The sequence below is a fragment of the Streptomyces sp. NPDC000878 genome, from assembly GCF_053599695.1.
The window spans coordinates 1-21,101 of record NZ_JBSFMT010000047.1 but is presented as its reverse complement, the minus strand read 5'-3'; the positions used below and the strand labels follow the sequence as shown (position 1 = coordinate 21,101).

The window sequence follows — 21,101 nt, the reverse complement described above, 5'->3', positions numbered from 1 at the left end:
GCCCGTCCGGCGTTTGAGGACGAGCGCGTCCAGCGCGACAGGGGGGTCTGGGGGCGCAGCCCCCAGGGGATGGGAATGGGTAAGGGCGGCGGGGGCGAAGAAAACCCCGCCGCCCAACTACGGGACGTCCTCGCCGAGTTACCCATCCGCCCCACCACCCCCCTCCTGGTCCACGCCTCCCTCCACGGCACCACCCTCACCCCCTCCCTCGTCCGGGACACCCTCCTCACCACCCTGGGCCCCGCAGGGACACTGATCGTCCCCGCCTTCACCGCCGAGAACTCCGACACCTCACGGGCGTACCACACCGCCACCGAGAGGCTGACCGAGCGGGAGAAGGCCGCGTTCCGGGCCTCGATGCCGCCCTTCGAGCCGGACACCACACCCTGCCGCTCCATGGGCGCGCTGGCCGAATGTGTACGGACCACTCCGGGTGCCGTACGCAGCGCGCATCCGCAGACCTCGTTCGCCGGACTCGGCCCGAGGGCCGCCGAGTTGCTCGGCCGGCACGACCCGCACTGCCATCTCGGGGAGCGCTCGCCGCTGGCCGCGCTGTACGCGGCGGATGCCCAGATCCTGCTGCTGCGCGTCGGGTTCGAGGTGTGCAGCGCGTTCCATCTGGCGGAGTACCGGACCACACCGCCCGCGCCCCGGCGTACGTACCGGTGCGTGGTGGGCAGGACCGGGAACTGGATCTCGTACGAGGATCTCGCCCTGGACGACAGCGACTTCGGGGTGATGGGGAAGCGACTGCCGTGTGAGCTGGTGGTGGAGCGGGAATGGGCCGGGAAAGGGGTCGTTCTCCTCGGGATGCGTGCCGTTGTGGACCACGCAGTCGATCAGATGGCCGGTTATCGCACCGGAATGACGTAAAACAAGCAACCCGGGCGAGCCTCCCGTCGGGCACATTGTTGGTTCCGGTCAGGTGGCCCCGGCTGCGGGGCGCACCGGCGGGCAGGGGGGCGTGTGGACATACCTGAACGGGGTCGGGAACGGGTGCCGGACACCCAGCCCTATTTCTTCCTCTCCTACGCCCACACACCACCGTGGGGCACGGGCGGCGGAGACCCCGATCACTGGGTGCACGTGCTGTACCGGGACCTGTGCAACCACATCATGGCGCTCACCGATCTGCCCGCCGGCTCCCAGGCCGGGTTCATGGACCGGGAAATGCGTTCCGGCGAGGGCTGGCCGGAGAAGCTCAGCGAGAACCTGGCCAAGTGCCGGGTGTTCGTACCGCTGTTCTCGCCCCGCTACTTCACCAGCGAGATGTGCGGACGCGAGTGGTTCGCCTTCCACGAACGGGTGTTGCACGCCAAGGCCACCGGCATCGGCTCCACGTCCGCCATCGTCCCCGCCCTGTGGACACGCGTGGACTACGACCAACTCCCGGACTCCGTACGGCACATCCACCTCGACCACGCGACCTACGGCGACCGCTACGCCGCCAACGGGATCTACGGCCTGATCAAACTCAACCGGCTGCACGACGAGTACGAGGAGACCGTGCTGGGGCTGGCGCAGCGGATCGTGCGCGTCGCCCACGAGTCGCCGCTGCCGCCGAGCAGACCCCGCAACTACGAGAACACGCCCAGCGCGTTCAAGCCGCGCGGCTCGGGCCCCCGGCACATCCACCTCACCGTGGCCGCGCCGACCCGGGACAGCGTCCCCGAGTACCGCGACATCCGGCCGTACGGGGAGGACTCGCAGGACTGGAACCCGTACCACGGCGAGTCCACCCGTCCGCTGCCGGCGCTCGCCGAGGAACTCATCCGTTCCCTCGACTACCGGATCACGATCTCCTCCTTCGACGACGAGGACACCGGGGAACCGCCGGCGCTGCCCCTCGACGGATCCCCGGACTACCTTGGCGATGCCGACGACAACGGCGACAAGGACGACAAGGCGGTGGGCAGGCCGGGCATCCTGCTGGTCGACCGATGGGCGCTGGCGGACGAGGAGCGGCGTCGGCGGCTCAAGATCTTCGACTCCCATGCCCGGCCCTGGGTGAGTGCGATCGTCCCGTGGAACCGCCTCGACCTGCAGTGTCACAGCTCGGAGGGACGGCAGCTCTCCGAGGAGCTGGAGCGCACCCTCCCGCTGATCCTGGACCGTGGCCGGCGCGCCGACTGCCGGATCGCCGTGACCGGTGTGCCCACGCTCAAGGCCTTCACCGACGTGCTCCCCGCCGTCGTGGCCCATACGACCCGGCAGTTCCTCAAGCACGCGGAGGCGCATCCGCCACCGGGCCCGCGCACCCCCAGGCCCCGTCTGATGGGCCCCATCCAGCAGCCGTACCCGGAAGCGGGACCCGACAACGGAGGAGAAGCATGACGGCCGTGCAGAACGGACGCATCATCACCTTCTACTCGTACAAGGGCGGTACCGGGCGCACCATGGCCCTGGCCAACACGGCGTGGATCCTCGCCGCGAACGGCAAGCGGGTCCTGGCCGTCGACTGGGACCTGGAGGCGCCGGGCCTGCACCGTTTCTTCCACCCGTTCCTGGAGCCCAACGCGCTGGTGGCCACCACCGGGGTCATCAACATCATTCACGACTACGCGTGGGCGGCGACCACCGGACCGCAGCGCACCGACGACTGGCAGGACGACTACGCGAACGTCGAGCAGCACGCCATCTCCCTCACCCCGGAGCGGCTCGGGCTGAGCTTCCTGGACGGCGGTTCGCTCGACTTCCTGTCCGCGGGCCGCCAGGAGCCCGCCTACTCGGCGACGGTGTCCTCCCTGGAGTGGGACAACTTCTACGACCGGCTGGGCGGCGGCGACTTCCTCAAGGCGCTGCGCGCCAACATGAAAAGGTCGTACGACTACGTCCTGATCGACAGCCGTACCGGACTGTCCGACAACGCGGACATCTGCACCATGGAGATGCCCGACGTCCTCGTGGACTGCTTCACCCTGAGCGACCAGTCCCTGGACGGCGGCGCCGCGGTGGCCCGCAGTGTCGAGGGCAGCTCCCTCGCCCACCCGATCCGGGTACTGCCCGTGCCGATGCGCATCGACGAGGGCGAGAAGGACAAGGTCGACGCCGGCCGGGCCCTGGCGCGGCTGCGGTTCCAGGGGCTGCCCAGGGGGCTCAAGGGCGAGAAACTGGGCCCGGACGAGCAGACGGCCTACTGGGGCAGCGTCGAGATCCCGTACCGCCCGTACTACGCGTACGAGGAGACCCTCGCCACCTTCGGTGACGCGAAGGGCGACCCCAAGTCGCTGCTGTCCGCATTCGAGCGGCTCACCCAGGTCATCTCCGACGGGGAGATCACCTCGCTGCCGCCGATCCCCGAGCCGGTGCGGCTGCGCTGCCGCGACGCCTACCTCAGGCGGCGCCCGCTGACCAGCGCGGCCGATGTGGTCGTGGCGTACACGGCGGAGAACCGGATGTGGGCCGACTGGGTCGAGTCGCTGCTCAAGCGGGTCGGCTGCAACGTCGTGCCGCACGACATCTCCGGCGGGCCCGTCGAGCGCACCGACGCGGCCACCCGCACCCTGGTCCTGCTGTCCACCGCGTTCCAGAAGTCCCGGTACGCCGACGCCGTCTGGCGCACCCTCACCGACGGCGGCCCGGACTCCCCGCCCGGTTCCACGGTTCCGCTGCGGGTCGAGGAGGTACGGCTGCCCGACACGTACGGCGACCACAGTCCCGTGGACCTGCACCGGTTCGACGAGGCCGGGTGCGCCGCCGCGCTGCTGCGCACCCTGGGGCTGCCCGGGCAGGCGCCGGAGGGCGGCCCGCACGCGGCGCGCTTCCCCGGCAACGTGCCGGCGTTCCTGAGCGCGCCGACCCGCAACAACACGTTCACCGGGCGCAACGTCATCCTGGAGCGGATCCGCGACCGGCTCGGCGGCGGTGTGTCCACCGGCCCCTCGCAGCCCCAGGTCCTGTTCGGGCTCGGCGGCGTGGGCAAGACCCAGGTCGCGCTGGAGTACGTACACCGCTTCATGGGCGACTACGACCTGGTGTGGTGGACGTCCGCCGAGCACGAGGACGACGTCGTCGCCTCGCTCGCCGAACTCGGCACCCGCATCGGCGCGCCCGGCCGCGACGACATCACCATGGCCAGCAAGGAAGCCCGGCAGATGCTGTCCCGGGGCACGCCGACCAGCCGCTGGCTGCTGGTCTTCGACAACGCCGACGACCCGGCCGCGCTGACCCCGTACTTCCCGACCGGCGGCAGCGGGCACATCCTCGTCACCTCCCGCAACCAGGCCTGGGCACAGCAGGGTTCGGCGCAGCTCGTCGACGTCTTCCTGCGCGAGGAGAGCGTCGAGCACCTCACCCGGCGGGCCAGGGGGCTGACCCCCGAGGCGGCCGACCAGGTGGCGACGGCGGTGGGCGATCTGCCGCTGGCCGTCGAGCAGGCGGCGGCCTGGCTGGCCGAGACGGCCACTCCGGTCGAGACGTATCTGCGGCAGCTGGCGGAGCAGACCACCGACGTCCTGGACCTCAACCAGCCGGCCGACTACCCGAAGACCGTCGCCGCGACCTGGAACGTGTCCATCTCCCGGCTGAAGGAACGTTCTCCCGCCTCGGTACGGCTGCTGCAGCTGTGCGCGTTCCTGGCCCCGGAGCCGATCTCCTCCGACCTGCTCTACAGCAAGGAGATGATCGACGCCCTCAAGCCGTACGACCCCGCGCTCCAGGACTCGCTGCTGCTCGGCCGGGTCGTCCAGGAGATCGGGCGGTTCGCGCTCGCCAAGGTCGACCAGGTCAGCAACAGCATCCAGGTCCACCGGCTGGTCCAGGCCGTGATCCGCGCGCAGTTGACCGAGGAGGAGCAGCGCCACGCCCGGCACGTCGTGCACACGGTGCTCGCGGGTGCCCGGCCCGACGGCGACGAGCCGATCGACGACCCGGAGAGCTGGTCCCGGTTCGGCGTCATCTGGCCGCACCTCACCGCCTCCGACGCCCGCAACTGCACCGAGAGCGAGACTCGCCGGTTACTGATCGACCGGGTCCGCTACTACTGGAAACGCGGCGACTTCCCCAACGCGCAGAAACGTGCCGAGGACCTGCTGGAGCACTGGAAGCCGCTGCGCGGCGAGGACGACGTGCAGTATCTGTATCTGCGCTGCCAGCTCGCCAACGTGCTGCGCTCCCAAGGGCGTTACATCGAGGCCCGGGACATCGACACCGAACTGCTGGACCGCCAGCGCCGGGTCCTCGGCCCCACCCACCCGCACACGTACGTCACCACGTCCAGCCTCGCCAGCGACCTCGCCGCCCTCGGTGACTACCGGTCCGCGGTGAACCTCGCCCGCGAGGCGCACGACGGGTTCAGCGAGATCTTCCACGAGTCCCACCCCAGGACCCTGAACGCGGCCAACAACCTCGCCCTCGCACTGCGCATGGTGGGCCGCTACGGCGAGGCCCGCGACCTGGACCAGGAGACCCTCGACCGGCGTATGCGGGTGCTGGGTCCTGAGCACCCCTACACGCTGGCCTCGGCCGAGGGACTGGGCCGCGACCTGCGCGAGGTCGGCCGGTACACGGAGTCGGTGGCGGTGCTGTCACAGGCATACGACACGCACAAGCGGATCCTCGGCAAGGAGTTCCCGGGCACCCTGCGGTGCGCCAAGTCCCTCGCGGTGTCGCTGCGCCGGGCCGGGCAGTTCGAGGACGCCCGGCGGCTCACGGCGGCGACCCAGGACCAGTACCGGGCCCAGTACAAGGAGCCGACGCCGGACTCGCTGGCCTGCGACCTGAACATGGCCGCCGATCTGTTCGCGGCGGACGAGCGGGAGCGGGCGCGCGAGGTCGCCCGGGAGGCGCTGGCCAGGTACATGGACGTACCGGGCGAGGCCCACCCGTACACCCAGGCCGCGTTCAACAACCTCGGTATCTACCACTGGGGCTGCGGCGACACGGAGAAGGCGGACACGGTGTTCCGGCAGGTGCTGCGGCGCATGGGCGAGGTGCTGGGCGAACAGCACCCGCACTCCTTGTTCTGCGGCGTCAACTACGCCAACGTACTGGCCGGCCAGGGCCGTCTGGAGGAGGCCCGGGAACTGGAGGAGACCGCGGTGGTCACCCTGCGCCAGGTGCTGGGACCGCATCACCCGGAGACACTGGCCGTGGTCGCCAACTCGGCTCTGACGCTGAGCGAGCTGGGCCACGAGGCGGAGGCGGAACGGCGCCACGCCGAGGCGCTGGCGGAACTGCGGATGCTTCTCGGCGACGAGAACGGGATCACCCGGTTCGCACACAGCAGGCGGCGGGTGTACCGGGATCTGGAGCCGCTGGCGGTGTGAGGGGTCGGCGCGCGGGGTTGGTGCGTGGGGTTGGTACGCCGGTTCAGTGCGCGGGGTCGGTACGCGGGGTCAGTACGCCAGCTCGGCACACAGGCTCGGTGCGCGGCCCCAGTGCGCGGGCTCGGCACACAGGCTCAGTACTCGGGCTCGGCACGAGGGGCCCTGTACGCGGGCTCGGTACGCAGGCCCAGTACGGGGGCTCAGTGCGAGGAGGCGTCCGAGAGCAGCCAGTTGAGCGCGTTGGGCAGGGCGCGCAGGGCCGCGAAGTGGGCCGCCGCCGGTTCCAGTACGGCCGTGGCGCGCGGGATACGGGCGGCCAGCCAGGAGGAGTGCGAGGCGGGCGAGAAGACGTCCTTCCCGCCGTGCCACAGCAGCACCGGCACATCGATCTGTGCCGGGTCGAAGCCCCACGGGCCGGTCAGCGCGAGGGCGTCGTCGATCCAGCCGTACGGTGACGTGCGCAGCGCCTCAAGGTAGGTGCGCAGGAGCATCGAGCGGATGCCACGGTCGGAGACGATCATCCGGTCGTCGTCGGTGAGATCCCGGCGCAGCTCCTCCAGCAGCTTCGCCGGATCGCTGCGGATGGCCGCGGAGCGTGGAATGAGCCGGGCCGCGAACCGTTCCGGGTCGGTGAACGCGGTCCGGAACTCGCTGACGTTCGAAGGGGCCATGCCCGCGAACCAGTCGAGCCCCTCCGCGTCCCTCGGTGCGAGCCCGACCAGTGCGGCGGCGCGGGTCACCCGGTCCGGCAGCAGGGCGGCGCAGGCGAGGGCGTGCGGGGCGCCGCCGGAACGGCCGGCCACGGCGAAGCGGTCCAGGCCGAGGGCGTCGGCGACGTCGCGTACGTCACTCACGACGTCCGCGACGCGGCGGCCCGGGCGGCGGTCGGAGCCGCCGTATCCGGGGCGGTCGTAGCTGATGAGGCGGGCGCCGCGCTGGTAGAGGAACATCGAGCGGGGCCGGGGGCCGACACGGCTGCCGGGCATGCCGTGCAGGAGGAACACGGGGTGGCCGTGGGGGTCGCCCGAGACCTCGACGCGTAATCGCCTGCCGTCCGCGGTCCGCACATGGTCAGACACCACCGCCGCGTCTCCCTCCCCCTGGCCGACTCACTCGACCGGGACCACGCTGCCCGATCCCTGCCCGGATGGACAGGGGGCGAAACGGGCATACACAGCCCACCGGCCATGTCCGGACCTTCTTCTTCGCCCCCGCCGCCCTTACCCGTCCCATCCCCTGGGGGCTGCGCCCCCAGACCCCCCTTTCGCGCTAAGACGCGCTCGTCCTCAAACGCCGGACGGGCTGGGTATTCAGCCCGTCCGGCGTTTGACGGCAAGGCCCGGTCAGGGCCGAAGCGGGGGTCTGGGGGCGGCAGCCCCCCGGGATGGGACGGGTAGGGGCGGCGGGGGCGAGAAACCCGGCGGCTACGCCGCCAAATCCCGCTCCCCAGCCCCAGCCCCAGCCCCCGCCTCCGAGTCGGCCCCCGCCCGAGCCCCCGGCACCACACCCCCAGCCCGCCCAGACACACCACCCCGAGCCCGAATCAACCCGCCACCCCACCCAGACCCCGCAACAGCCCGAGTAACCGGGGTCAGCAAAGCCATCGCCACCGGCGACAGCAACAACGCAACCGCCGTCCCCAGCGCGAACCCACCCACCACATCCGTCGGGTAGTGCACCCCCATGTACACCCGGCAGAACCCCTCCACCAGCGCGAGCCCTATCCCCACCAGCCCGAACTTCCGGTTCGCCACGAACAGCCCGACCCCCATCGCCATGGTGATCGTCGCGTGATCGCTCACGAACGAGTAGTCGGTCTTCCCGGAGACCAGAACCTCAAGCCCCTGATGGTCCAGAAAAGGACGGGGCCGCTCCACGAACCCCCGTATGGGGATGTTCACGAGCACGGCGATCGCCGCGGCGAGCGGCGCCCAGATCAACGCGGCGACAGACACAGCCGCGTCATCCCCACCCCGCCGCCGCACACCCCACCAGCACCAAACCACCAGCACCACCATCGCGGCCAGCAGCCCGTACTCACCCACGACCTCAACACCCCGGTCGAACCACCGAGGCGCGTCCTTGGCCAGGCCGTTGATGTCATAGAGCAGGTCGACGTCGGGGTTCGACCCGGATTCGGCGAGTCCAGCCATGGTGCTGCGGCCCCTTCGTCGTCATCTCCAGAGCGCACTGGTTCGTGCGCCGTTCCTGCTCTCACCCCGTGACGTAGGAACCCATCTGCCGCCCACGCCTGACACGTGCCACAAGTGACAATCGTGACGGACGGGACACCCACCCCGGGCGACAGTGAATCCGCTACTGGACCAGGAACGCACGGTCTCCGTTTATACGTTCCACTCTCCACCGAATGATCACGCAGACGTTATCGAAGAGAGACACATCACCGCAGCTCAGGGGATGGTTTCACACTGCGCTTACACGGCGGTGGGCAACGCTTTCGCGCCATCTTCGGTGACCCGCGTCGCCCCGAAGTAATCGGGGGTGTCGATCGGATCGAACCGAATGACCGCACCGGTCCGCGGAGCGTCAATCATGTAACCGCCACCCACATAAATCCCGACATGCCGGATGGCCCGAGAGTTGGTGAGGTCGTCGGAGAAGAACACCAGATCCCCCGGCAGCAGCTCGTCCCGCGAGGGATGCGGCCCGGCGTTGTACTGATCGTTGGCGACCCGCGGAAGTTGAACGCCCACACTGTCGTACGCGGCCTGCGTGAGCCCGGAGCAGTCGAAACGTCCGCCCTGGTCAGCGGTACCGGTGCCACCCCAGAGGTAGGGCGTGCCGAGCTTCCCCTGGGCGTAGGTGATCGCGGCGGCGGCCTGCTCGGAGGGGTCGACGCGCCCCACAGGAGCCGCAAAGCTCGCCTGCAGCGTGGTGATGGTCTTCACATAGTTCTGGGTCTCCGCGTACGGCGGCACACCCCCGTATTTGATGACGGCGTACGCCCCCGCGTTGTAGGCGGCGAGCATGTTGTGCGTCGGGTCTCCGGGCGCGTCCTTCACGTACGAGGCAAGCTCGCAGTCGTACGACGCGGCCGACGGAATCGCGTCATTCGGATCCCATACGTCGCGGTCGCCGTCACCGTCGCCGTCGATTCCGTGCGTGGCCCAGGTGCCGGGGATGAATTGCGCTATCCCTTCCGCCTTTGCCGGACTCTTCGCATTCGGATTGAATCCGCTCTCCTGGTACAGCTGTGCGGCGAGCAGCGCGGGGTTGATGGCGGGGCACAGATTGCCCCACTTCTGTACGAGTGCCGAATACGCGGCCGGCACGGCCCCCTTGGCGAGCGCGACGCTCCCGCTCCCGACCCCACCGGCGACGTTCCCGGCAACGAGATAGACGCCGACAACGAGCAGCATCACGAAGCTGAGGGTGCCACCGACGGCAACGCTCGCCACGATCCATGCCTTACGCACCGTCAACCGCCCCTCACCGCCCGGGATTACGCCCACGCCAGTGTAGAGGCGCTACCCACTCCACAGGGTGATCATGACGAAACGCGCCGCCGCTCAGGAGGACCCGCCAAAACGGGCGGCCTCCCGATACAGAGCGGCAGCCGCACTCCCGAGCACAGCGCTGTAGGACACGTCATCAGTGGCCCCACCTTGCTCGAACCCCCCGAGCACGCCCACCACACCCCCCTCCCGATCCACCCAGGGACTCCCGCTGGTCCCGTCCGTGAAGTCGGGACACTCGATGCGCTGCTGCGTAGAACTGTGCACGGTAGGCCGGTTGGTACAGCTGAGAGACGTGTCGAGCACATTGGGATACCCGGTGACGACGACATCGCCGGCCCCGGTGGCCCGCCCGGTAACGAGGACGTTCGCCCCCACCACATCCTCGAGATCCCGCCCACCCTTCGAGGCATTCGAGGCAACGACGGCAAAGGCGAAGTCACTGTCCTCATCGGCCCGATCGCTCCAGGCCCCCGGCACAAAGGTCTTCGTCACCCGCCACAACCCGTACGGCGCCCGCCCGTCCCGATACCCGGGCACGAAGACGACGTCGGTGTCCCCGTCCCCGCTCAGACAGTGCGCGGCGGTAAGAATCAGATCCCGCCCAGCACTACGCACAACGGACGCCGTGCAGAAGTGCCCACCCTCCAGATCCCCGTTGAACAAGGCCCCGACACGGGCACTGCGCGGCGGAAGAACCGCACGGGCCTCGGCGGCGACACCGAGGGATCCTGAGGCGGCGCTCCCGGGGGCGGCCCCGGAGACGGAGGTGACGGCGAGCAGCGCGCCAACGGAAAGCAGCGCGTACCGCCGGTTGCCAGGGGGACGAGTGATCCGCTTCATCAGGGGCAACTCTGACGCGCGAAATCAAGAACGGGTACGACCCCTCGCTGAGAATCTTCCGTGAAGCCGTAAAGGTCCGTGAAGCCGTAAAAGGAGGACCCCGCTCCCGACGACGCGGCGGCGCCCGATGCGTCCGGCCGTCACCACCGACCAGCAGGCATGACGCGAGCCTGATTCAGGTATGACCGCAAAGATCACAGTGTCCCTGCCGGACGAAACCGCCGCATATGCACGCGCCCACGCCCCTGACGGCAACGTCTCCGCGTACATAGACCGCATCATCCGACGGCAGATCACTCTGGACGCGGCACGGTTCCGGGCTCCGCCACGAAGGGGGGCACCCTCATCGAGGGTGCCCCCCTTTCGTCATGCCGCACGCCCCCCTCCGGCAACAGTCGCCCCCGCTACGCCCGGTGAACCCCCGTCAAACCCCAAAAACCCACGCGCACCCCTCACGCACCCCCGATGCGCACCCCGGAAAACCCCTGTCCACAACCTGTGGACCATCTGTGCCCCCGGTCAAGCCACCCCCACCCCCCACCCATCACCCCGTAAGTGATCAGTAACCCCTCAACCCTCTTCAGTCACGCGGAAGTCAGGATTCCACAACCCATCTTGTTGTCACGTACTCAACAAGCGAATCTCATCGGCGGGCCGCCAACCCGCCGCCGGGGACACCGCACCGGCGGCAAGCACCACCCCCTGCGGGACCCCCCGCATCACCACCCGCACCGCCCCTGACCACCCCCTAACAGGAGGCTGTACGTTGCGTACGTCACCCCCCAACAGCCAGTCCACGCAAGGCAGATACGGCAGCTGGCGCCGCATAGGCACCGCGGCCATCGCCACCGCCGCGCTCGCTCTCGCCGGGCTCGGCACCGCCGCCCAGGCCGGAGCGGCCACCCCCGCGACCATCAAGGTCACCCCCAAGGTCACCGCCAAGGCGATCGCCGCACAGGTCGCCAAGGCCCACGTGAGCTACACCAGCCAGTGTGACGCGACCCCCGCGAAGGGCTTCGCGTCCTGCAACGCCCTCCGCGTCACCGGCGGCACCACCGCCTTCCAGGAGGAGCAGGCCGCGAAGAAGGGCGTCACCCCGGCGACCATCAAGCCGAACGCCGCCGCAGCCACCCCCACCGGCTACGGCCCCAGCGACCTCCAGGACGCCTACGGCCTGACCTCCGCCGCCGCCTCCAACGGCTCCGGCGAGACCATCGCGATCGTCGACGCGTACGACGACCCGAACGCCGAGTCCGACCTCGCCGAGTACCGCTCGTACTACGGCCTCTCGGACTGCACCACCGACAACGGCTGCTTCACCAAGGTCAGCCAGACCGGCTCGACGACCTCCCTCCCCACCGCCGACAGCGGCTGGGCCGGTGAGATCTCGCTCGACCTCGACATGGCCAGCGCGACCTGCCCGAACTGCAACATCCTGCTGGTCGAGGCCAAGTCCTCCTCGATGGCCAACCTCGGTACGGCCGTGAACCGCGCGGTCACCCTGGGCGCGAAGTACGTCTCCAACAGCTACGGCGGCTCGGAGTCCTCCTCCGACACCACCTACGACACCTCGTACTTCAAGCACGCCGGCGTCGCCATCACGGTCAGCGCGGGCGACGAGGGCTACGGCGCCGAGTACCCGGCCGCCTCCCGCTACGTCACCTCCGTCGGCGGCACCAAGCTCTCCACCTCCTCCAACAGCCGCGGCTGGACCGAGAGCGTGTGGAAGACCAGCAGCACCGAGGGCACCGGCTCCGGCTGCTCCTCGTACGACGCGAAGCCGACCTGGCAGACCGACGCGACCTGCACCAAGCGCATGATCTCCGACGTCTCCGCCGTGGCCGACCCCGCGACCGGCGTCTCGGTCTACGACACCTACGGCGACGGCACCGGCTGGGTCACCTACGGCGGCACCAGCGCCTCCGCCCCCATCATCGCGGGCGTCTACGCCCTCGCCGGCACCCCCGGCAGCAGCGACTACCCGGCCTCGTACCCCTACGCGGCGGCCGGCACCTCGGCCCTCAACGACGTGACCTCGGGCAACAACGGCACCTGCACCACGAGCTACTACTGCACCGCCACGTCCGGCTACGACGGCCCGACCGGCTGGGGCACCCCGGAGGGCGTGAGCGCCTTCACCGGCTGACCGGCCGGCCTGGAACCACTAGATCCAGCCAATCAGCAATAACCACACACAAGACGCCACCGGAGGTCGTGGGGATCACCGGCGGGCACTGGGGAACGGGCCGCGGCTGCCAGCCGCGGCCCGTCGCCATGTCCGAGGTCCGCGATAGCCTGGCCTACACCTGGAGACGGACCGTCAGAAACGGTCCGTGACCACCCTGATGACCAGGGATGGTCAACGACGGAACCACACCACAGGTTTCGCTCACACTTCATTGCCCGGCGTGACCAGGCGTGATACACAGAGTGACGATAAAGGTATTCGTACGAATCCCGCCAATCAATGACTTCAAGTCGACATACGACAGTGTCATTGTCGGCGAGAATGGGCCTGACCTCTGCGCTGCGGCAGGGGGCGCGCGGAACTACCCGACAGGGGCGGTGACTTAGGTGACTTACAAGTGGCTTGCGGCCGAAAAGGGCGACATCAACACCATCATCGGCGGGATCGCTCCGGACTGGGGCCCCTTCGGCAGCCTGGGCACCGAGGCGAAGACGATGGTCCAGGTCGTGATGGCCGTGGCCATCCTGATGTGCCTCGGCATCGCGATCTGGGGTGCGGCGAAACAGCGCATCGGCGCGACGGCCCTGCGCGACACCTTCAGCGCGGAACAGGGCAAGGGCCTCATCATCGCGGGCCTGACGGGCGTGTTCATCATCGGCTCGCTCGGCACCCTCTTCACCATCGTGTACGGCATGGCCGTGTAGCCGGCGCCACCCTCGCGTGGCGCATCTCCAGTCGGACCGCCGGGCGAACCCGGTTCTCCCCTCCCACCACCCACCCACCCGTCGTGCCCACCGACTGAGGTTGCGTCTCCCTGATGTCGAGTCACCACACCGCGCCCGCGCGGGAACCAGCACGGCTACCGTCGTACTGTCACGTGTTCGTGTTCCCGTACACGTGGATTCGACACACGGTCGAGGGGACGGGTACCGCATGAGTCTCGGTGACGGGCAGAGCCAGAGCAACGGCGATCCCACGCGCCCCGACGACGGCGGGTACGGCGGCACCGGCCAGACCCGGACCCGCTACCACGACCAGGGAAACAGCGGCCTCTACGGCGGCGCGCGGCGCACCAAGTCGTCGCGGGGCATGGTGACGGCGGTCGGCGTGGTCGTCCTGCTGATCGCGGCGATCGCCTTCGCGAACCGTGGAGGAGACGATTCCTCTACGTCCACGACCTCCTCCACGGCGGGCAGCGGCAGCGGCTCCGACAGCGCGAACCAACCCGACACGGCGGCCACCGCGGCCTCCGGAGAACAGCCGGTCACGAAGAAGGCGGCGGGCATCCCCTCCGGGTTCGCGCACGACCGCCAGGGCGTCCAGTCCGCGGCAGCCAACTACGCGGTGTCCCTGGGCTCGACCGGCATGTACCGCAAGGACAGCCGGGACAAGATCGTCGACGCCCTCTTCACCACCGAGGCCGCCGCGAAACTCAAGGCCCCCCTGGACAAGGCCTATTCCGCGAGCCTCCTCACCAGACTCGGCCTCGACGCCAACGGCAACGCCCCCGAGGGCAGCACGTTCGTCTCACGCGTGACCCCGGTCGGCACGAAGACGGTGGCGTACGGCGACACAACCGCCACGGTCGAGGTCTGGTACGTCGGCCTGAGCGGCATCGCAGGCGAGACCTCCACCAGCCCGGTCACCTCGTCCTGGAACACCTGGACGTACGACATGCGTTGGTCGGGAGACGACTGGAAGATCGTCTCCTACTCGGAGAAGGACGGCCCCAACCCGGTCCCCGGCGACGACAAGGCCTCCACCTCCGACGAGATCAGCAAGGCCATCGACGAGTACGGAGGGTTCACCTATGCCCGGTAACACGCCAGCTAGGCCCTACCTCGTGCTCAAGCTCGCCGGCGCGGTGACGGCCGTACAGACGGCCGCCGTACTCCTGGCGTCCCAGGCGTACGCGGCCCCGACACCGTCCCCCTCCCCCTCGCCGACGGCCGGCAAAGCGGAGTGCGAGCTGCTCGTCGACGAGGCCAAGGACGTCTGCGAAAGCCAGCAGGGCACCGGCACGGGCTCGGTCACCAACCCCGCCTCCACCCTCGACCCGCTGTCCTCCCTCGCCAAGGGGTGTGCCGACGCCGCCTCCTGGACGGTCGACAAGCTCAGCGAGGCCGTGAAGGACACCGCGAACGTCGACTTCACCAACACCAAGTTCCTCCAGCAGTACGCGGTCGTGTTCGCCGCGTCCACCGTCCTGACCCTGGTGCTGTGGCTGCTCGCGGTCGCCAAGCGGGCCATGCGAGGCGTCCCCCTCACCACGGCCATCTCCGAGGCGATCGGCTTCCTCTGGCTGACCGTCATCGCCTCCGCCTTCACCCCCCTCATCCTCTACACCGTCGTCTCGGCGACCGACGGCGTCACCGAGGTCCTCGCGAGCGCGACCGGCGACCAGACCGACACGTTCTTCGGCACCTTCTCCGGCGCGCTGGCCAAGGGCGAGGACATCGGCGGCGGCCCGATCATGCTGATCGTGGTCTCCATGGTGTCGATCCTCGCGGCCGGCGTCCTCTGGCTGGAACTGGTCATCCGGGCCGCCCTGCTGTACGTCGGCGCCCTGCTCGGCACGGTCGTGTACGCGGGGCTGGTCGACAAGAACCTGTGGGGGCACGTCCGCCGCTGGGCCGGCATCATGATCGCGGTCATCCTGGTCAAACCGGTGATCGCCATCGTCCTGGGCCTGGCCGGCGCGCTGGCCACGAACGACGACGGCCCGGACGCCTTCTCGGCGGTCGTCTCCGGCCTGTCCATCATCCTCCTCGCCATCTTCGCCAGCGCGATGATCTACCGCTTCGTCCCGGGCTTCGGCGACGAGGTCGCCAACTCCCGCAACAACCGCATCATGCAGGGCGCCGAGAGCAAGGCCGCCGCCGTCATCAGCTCCCCGGCGACCCTCGTCGCCCAGGGCATCAAGACCCACAGCAGCCGGGCGGACAACAACGGGGGCGGTGGAGGCGGCGGCCAGTCGTCCACCCCGCGCCCGGCCAACCCCGCGTCCGGCGGCGTGGCCGCGCACAGCTCACGGCCCTCGGGCGGCGGCGGATCTGTCCCCTCCGCCGCACCCCCGCCACGCCGCGGCCCCGCCGGCAACAGCAACCGATCCAACCGCCCTGGAGGTGACGGGCGTTGACGACGGATTCCCAGATGGCCCATGTGTCCCATGCCATCTCGCCCCGCCGTACGTATCTCATCGGCCGCGCCCGACCGAACGCGATCGTCGGCCGCAACCGCGAGTCCGGCGAGATCGCGCTCATCATCGTGGGCGCCTTCCTCGGCATGGTGTGCGGCCTGGTCGTCCCCGTGCTGGCCCTGCGCATCGTGCTGCTGACCGGCTTCCCGATGCTGGCTCTCGCGGTGGTGTACGTCCCGTACAAGCGCCGCACGTTCTACAAGTGGTTCGAGATCAACCGCAGTTACAAGCGCAGCCTCCGCCAGGGCACCGCCTACCGCAGCTCCGTCATGGAGGCCGGCACCCAGATCGACGGCCGCGAGGTCGAGATCGGCCCGCCCCCGGGCATCGGCCGCATCAACTGGCTCGCCGCCCCGTTCGGCCCGGACGAGATCGCCGTACTCCTGCACGCGGACCGCCGTACGGTGACGGCGGCGATCGAGATCGAGGGCCCGGGCGTCGGCCTGCGCGACAGCGAGGACCAGGAGGCCCTGGTAGACCGCTTCGGCACGCTGCTCAAGCACGTGGCGAACGGCGACGGCTTCGTCACCCGCCTCCAGATGCTCGCCCGCACCCTCCCCGCCGACCCGGACGCCCACGCCAAGGACGTGTCCGTACGCGGCGACGAGAAGTCACCGCCGTGGCTGCAGCACTCGTACGAGCAGCTGCAGTCGATGGTGTCGACGAGCAGCGAACAGCACCGCGCGTATCTGGTCGCCTGTATGCACTTCAACCGCGAACTGGCCGCCGAGGCCCACGCGATGGCCCGCGCGGCCCGCCCCCAGGGCGGCAGGAAGGTAGACCGCGACGCGGGCCTGGCGGTGGTCATGGCCCGCGAGCTGACGGACATCTGCTCCCGCCTCCAGGAGGCGGACATCCGCGTCCGCCAACCCCTCGGCCAGGGCCGGCTGTCGTCCCTCATCCACTCCATGTACGACCCGGACCACCCGATCGACCACATCCAGGCGATGACGAAGCGCAACGCCTGGCCGGCCGAACTGGACGCCATGGAGGCGACGTACCTCCAGGCGAAGACCCGCGAGTCGTCGACCCGCGCCCCCTGGTGCCACTCCACGGCCTGGGTGAAGGAATGGCCGATGACCCCGGTCGGCGTCAACTTCCTGGCCCCGCTCCTGGTCCACACCCCGGACGTGATCCGCACGGTGGCCGTCACGATGGACCTGGAACCCACCGAGGTGGCCATCGAGCGCATGCTGACGGAGAAGACGAACGACGACGCGGAAGCGAGCCGGGCGGCCAAGATGAACCGCACGGTCGACCCCCGCGACGTGGCCTCCCACAACCGCATCGACCAGCGCGGCGAGGACCTCGCGAGCGGCGCGGCCGGCGTCAACCTGGTCGGCTACATCACCGTCTCCTCCCGCTCACCCGAAGCCCTGGCGCGCGACAAGCGCACGATAAGGGCGTCGGCGGGCAAGTCGTACCTGAAGCTGGAATGGTGCGACCGCGAGCACCACCGAGCGTTCGTCAACACACTCCCGTTCGCCACCGGAATCCGAAGGTAGGGCTGATGCGCTGATGCGGGACCCGCTGACCGCCCTCACCGACACCTTCACCTCATTCCTCTTCGGCAAGATCGAGACGACCCGCCTGCCCGTCCGCACCTCCACGGGCCAGGCCCAGGCCGTCTACCTCCCCACCGCCGCCCCCGGCCTCGGCGACTCCGGCGTCATCATCGGCCGCGAGGTGTACTCCGGAAAGGGCTACATCTACGACCCCTTCCAGCTGTACGGCCAACAACTCCCCGCCCCGCACTGGCTGGTGCTCGGCGAATCGGGCAACGGCAAATCAGCCCTGGAGAAGACGTACGTCCTACGTCAACTCCGCTTCCGGGACCGCCAGGTGGTCGTCCTGGACGCGCAGGGCGAGGACGGCGTCGGCGAATGGAACCTCATCGCGGAGGAGTTGGGGATAACTCCCGTCCGCCTGGACCCGATGGCCGCCCTGGACATGGGTATCCGCCTGAACCCGCTCGACCCCGCGATCACCACAACGGGCCAACTCGCCCTGCTCCGCACGATCATCGAAGTGGCGATGGGCCACGGCCTCGACGAACGCTCCGGCTTCGCGTTGAAGGTCGCGCACGCCTACGTCAACGAGACGATCGTCGAACGCCAGCCGGTGTTGACGGACATCGTCGAGCAACTACGGCACCCCGAGCCGGAGTCGGCGGAGGCGATGAACGTCGCCATAGACGACGTACGGGCCTGGGGCCTCGACGTCGCCCTGGTCATCGACCGCCTGGTCGACGGCGACCTGCGAGGCATGTTCGACGGCCCGACGACGGTCGGCATCGACCTGGACGCCCCGTTGATCGTCTTCGACCTGTCCCACATCGACCGCAACTCCATCGCCATGCCGATCCTGATGGCGATCATCGGCGTCTGGCTGGAGCACACCTGGATCCGCCCCGACCGGAAGAAGCGCATCTTCCTGGTCGAGGAGGCCTGGCACATCATCAGCAGCCCGTTCGTGGCCCAACTCTTCCAGCGCCTGCTGAAGTTCGGCCGCCGCCTGGGCCTGTCCTTCGTGGCGGTCGTCCACCACCTGAGTGACGTGGTGGACGGAGCGGCGGCGAAGGAAGCGTCGGCGATCCTGAAAATGGCGTCGACACGAACGATCTACGCCCAGAAGGCCGACGAGGCGAGGGCGACGGGCAGAGTGATCGGCCTACCGCGCTGGGCGGTGGAGATCATCCCGACTCTCACCCCAGGCATCGCGGTCTGGGACGTCAACGGCAACGTCCAGGTCGTCAAACACCTGGTCACGGAGACGGAACGCGCCCTCGTCTTCACCGACCGCGCGATGACGGAGTCGTCCCGCGACCTCGAACTCACCGACGACGCCCTCAGAGCGGCGGAACTGGAGGCGGAGGAACGCGCGGCGGCCTTCGTCGAACAGCACCTCGCCGACCTCGACGACTCCTCCGAGTCCACGGTGGCGTGACGACGATGAGACCGGACGAACGGCAACAGGCCGAACGCGGCGTCTCCGACGGCCTGTTGGTCGGCCTGATCGCCTTCCTGCTGGGCCTGACGGTACTGGTGTGGACGGCAACAGGCGTCGCGGGCTTCCTCTCCCACGGCTCCTGGCCCCAGGGAGTCACGTTCACCCGCACCCCGGAGGCGCTGCGCCACCTGATCACGGACCCACGTGACGTACCGGGCGCCTGGCCGGAGACACCGGCGGGCCGGCTCTCGGGGTGGGGCCTGTTCTGGGGCCTGTTCATCGGCCAGCTGATGGTCCTGTTCGTCCTCACCATCTTCGTACTGGGCACACTGGCCCGCTGGAAGGCGGTACGGGCGGCGAGGAAGATCCCGGCACAGCGGGCGGAACCGAAGCCCGAGCCGGAGGAACCGGCACAGGTACAGCCTGAGCCCGTCGAGGAGACACCGTCGCCGGAACCCCCGAAGATCCTGTCGCCGGAACCCCCGAAGGCGTTTTCGACGGCACCCGTGGCAACGGACGGTGAACGGGTGGGTGGGCGGGAAAAAATCCTTTTCAGCCCCCCAGAAACCCGCACCCTCACCGCAACCCAAGCCATCCAGGACGCAGAGGGCCCCGCCCTGATCCTCACCTCCAACCCCGCCCTCTGGCAGGAGACGAAGGACGCCCGAGCCAAGCTCGGCCCCACCCTCCTCTACGACCCCACCCACCTCTGCGACACCCCGGCCCGCCTCCACTGGCCCCCCACCACCGGCTGCGAGGACAGACCCACAGCGGCCGCAAGAGCAGTCGCCCTCCTCTCCCCGGTCCGCCCCACGGCAAAGATCGACCAGACCACAGCGGAGACCGCGGAAACGCTCCTCCGCAGCTACCTGCACGCCGCCGCCATAGACGCCCGCACGATCCGCCACGTACACCGCTGGGCGCAGGGCACCAACGTCCAGGAAGCCGTACGCATCCTCCGCACGAACTCCAAGGCGGCCCCCGGCGCCGCCGGCGAACTCGAAGCCGCCCTCACCGCGCACCCCGAACGCCGGGACATCGCCCAGGAGTTGACGAGCCGAGCCCTCGCCGCGCTCTCGACGGTGAACATCCGCGAGGCGTGCACGGCGAACCGAAGTGACGCCCTCGTACTGGATTCCTTCATCGCCGAAGGGGGCACGCTTTATGTGGTCGGTGAACCGATCGAGGACCCCAGGACGAACCCGGGCGCGATGCCCCTCCTGACGGCACTGGCCGCAAGCGTGGTCGAGCGCGGCCGGCGCATGGCCGAACGGTCATCCTCCGGTCGCCTCGACCCACCACTGACGCTCGTCCTGGACGACGTCGCGGCGGTCGCCCCGCTTCCCCAACTCCCGGACCTGCTCACCACCGGAGCGGACCGAGGCATGCCGACCCTGGCCCTGCTCCGCTCAAGAGAACAACTCCGAGCACGCTGGCCCCACCACGACCTACGGGTGTAGCTCGCGCTCCAGCACGAACTCGAGCTCGGAGTCGTCCGAGCCGCTCAGGGGCACAGTGACCCCACTGGGTACGAATCCCACGCGCCGATAGAACCGCTGCGCCCGCGCGTTGTCCTGATGCACGATCAACCGCACCCGCTCGACGCCCGCGGCCTCCCAAGCCCACTCCAGGGCGGCATCGAAGAGCACATCGGTCAGCCCGCACCCCCGATGCTCGGGCAGCACGAACACCGCCACGATGTGCCCCTGCTTCTCCTCAACGGCGAACCCGGCCCAGTCGACGTCCCCGGGTTCCTCGACGAACACCACGAGCCCCCCGACCCACTCCCCGTCGGGCCCCTCGGCAATGATCTGCTGAGCGCCGGTCTCCCCCTCGGCCGCTCGCCGAACCCGCTCCTGCCAGAAGGAGTCAGGCCGGCCCACGGCCTCCTCGTACGTCTCCAGGAAGGCAAGATGCGCGACAGGATCCCGCAGGGCAGCCAGCCGAAGCTCTTTGGCGGCACGCCACTCATCAGCCCGCACGGAGCGAATCACAAAGCTGCTCATAGGGATCACGGTAGTCCCCCCGACAGCATCCCGGAAAACAAAAAAGCCCCGTACCGGTATCCCCGGTACGGGGCTTTTCTCAATATTTGTTCGGCGGTGTCCTACTCTCCCACAGGGTCCCCCCTGCAGTACCATCGGCGCTGTAAGGCTTAGCTTCCGGGTTCGGAATGTAAC

General features: G+C 69.3%; 15 protein-coding genes and 1 rRNA gene. 10 read left to right on the top strand and 6 right to left on the bottom strand.

Annotated elements, in window-relative coordinates; all coding sequences use genetic code 11:
• Positions 1–75: 75 nt before the first annotated feature.
• The 3 genes from ACWDR4_RS32460 (at position 76) to fxsT (ending at position 6,266) form a co-directional block, all read left to right on the top strand.
• Positions 76–873 carry an AAC(3) family N-acetyltransferase gene (locus ACWDR4_RS32460; RefSeq protein WP_450413691.1) on the top strand — a complete coding sequence of 266 codons (798 nt, stop codon included), beginning with the start codon at positions 76–78 and terminating at the stop codon, positions 871–873.
• Positions 874–966: 93 nt separating this feature from the next.
• Positions 967–2,334, top strand: coding sequence for a TIR-like protein FxsC (locus ACWDR4_RS32455; protein ID WP_450413690.1), 1,368 nt, complete (start codon positions 967–969; stop codon positions 2,332–2,334).
• The gene (gene fxsT / locus ACWDR4_RS32450) at positions 2,331–6,266 is read left to right on the top strand and encodes an FxSxx-COOH system tetratricopeptide repeat protein (protein WP_450413689.1); all 3,936 of its coding nucleotides are present in this window, start codon (positions 2,331–2,333) and stop codon (positions 6,264–6,266) included. The genes ACWDR4_RS32455 and fxsT overlap by 4 nt, the downstream gene beginning before the upstream one ends.
• A gap of 200 nt (positions 6,267–6,466) precedes the next feature.
• On the opposite strand, the gene ACWDR4_RS32445 is transcribed toward fxsT, so the two are convergent.
• The 4 genes from ACWDR4_RS32445 to ACWDR4_RS32430 form a co-directional block, all read right to left on the bottom strand.
• Positions 6,467–7,345, bottom strand: a complete 879-nt coding sequence (locus ACWDR4_RS32445) for an alpha/beta fold hydrolase (RefSeq protein ID WP_450413688.1) — start codon at positions 7,343–7,345, stop codon at positions 6,467–6,469.
• A 345-nt stretch (positions 7,346–7,690) separates the two neighbouring features.
• Positions 7,691–8,419, bottom strand: a complete 729-nt coding sequence (locus tag ACWDR4_RS32440) for a phosphatase PAP2 family protein (protein ID WP_450413687.1) — start codon at positions 8,417–8,419, stop codon at positions 7,691–7,693.
• 282 nt (positions 8,420–8,701) lie between these two features.
• A complete protein-coding gene (locus ACWDR4_RS32435) occupies positions 8,702–9,709 on the bottom strand; it encodes a C40 family peptidase (RefSeq protein WP_450413686.1) in 1,008 nt (335 codons plus the stop codon).
• Positions 9,710–9,796: 87 nt separating this feature from the next.
• Positions 9,797–10,585 carry a trypsin-like serine peptidase gene (locus ACWDR4_RS32430; protein ID WP_450413685.1) on the bottom strand — a complete coding sequence of 263 codons (789 nt, stop codon included), beginning with the start codon at positions 10,583–10,585 and terminating at the stop codon, positions 9,797–9,799.
• A gap of 766 nt (positions 10,586–11,351) precedes the next feature.
• Here ACWDR4_RS32430 and ACWDR4_RS32425 point away from each other — a divergent pair.
• From ACWDR4_RS32425 to ACWDR4_RS32395, 7 genes are all read left to right on the top strand, one after another.
• Complete coding sequence (locus tag ACWDR4_RS32425; RefSeq protein ID WP_450413684.1) at positions 11,352–12,731, top strand: S53 family peptidase; 1,380 nt, start codon at positions 11,352–11,354, stop codon at positions 12,729–12,731.
• Positions 12,732–13,159: 428 nt separating this feature from the next.
• Entirely contained in the window at positions 13,160–13,477 is a 318-nt protein-coding gene (locus tag ACWDR4_RS32420) for a hypothetical protein (RefSeq protein WP_235477065.1), read from the top strand.
• Positions 13,478–13,706: 229 nt separating this feature from the next.
• Positions 13,707–14,594 (top strand): hypothetical protein, encoded by an 888-nt coding sequence (locus tag ACWDR4_RS32415; protein ID WP_450413683.1) that lies wholly within the window; start codon positions 13,707–13,709, stop codon positions 14,592–14,594.
• On the top strand, positions 14,584–15,912 hold the full coding sequence (locus ACWDR4_RS32410) for a hypothetical protein (RefSeq protein WP_450413682.1): 1,329 nt from the start codon (positions 14,584–14,586) through the stop codon (positions 15,910–15,912). The genes ACWDR4_RS32415 and ACWDR4_RS32410 overlap by 11 nt, the downstream gene beginning before the upstream one ends.
• 14 nt (positions 15,913–15,926) lie before the next feature.
• A complete protein-coding gene (locus ACWDR4_RS32405) occupies positions 15,927–17,477 on the top strand; it encodes an SCO6880 family protein (protein ID WP_450413743.1) in 1,551 nt (516 codons plus the stop codon).
• Between the two features lie 13 nt (positions 17,478–17,490).
• On the top strand, positions 17,491–18,918 hold the full coding sequence (locus ACWDR4_RS32400) for an ATP-binding protein (protein WP_450413681.1): 1,428 nt from the start codon (positions 17,491–17,493) through the stop codon (positions 18,916–18,918).
• A 5-nt stretch (positions 18,919–18,923) separates the two neighbouring features.
• Positions 18,924–20,381: a type IV secretory system conjugative DNA transfer family protein gene (locus ACWDR4_RS32395; protein ID WP_450413742.1), complete on the top strand. Its 1,458-nt coding sequence runs from the start codon at positions 18,924–18,926 to the stop codon at positions 20,379–20,381.
• Here ACWDR4_RS32395 and ACWDR4_RS32390 read toward each other — a convergent pair.
• Positions 20,370–20,927 (bottom strand): GNAT family N-acetyltransferase, encoded by a 558-nt coding sequence (locus ACWDR4_RS32390; RefSeq protein ID WP_450413680.1) that lies wholly within the window; start codon positions 20,925–20,927, stop codon positions 20,370–20,372. The genes ACWDR4_RS32395 and ACWDR4_RS32390 overlap by 12 nt on opposite strands.
• An 88-nt stretch (positions 20,928–21,015) precedes the next feature.
• Positions 21,016–21,101 (bottom strand): 5S ribosomal RNA (rrf, locus tag ACWDR4_RS32385); the annotation flags it as partial.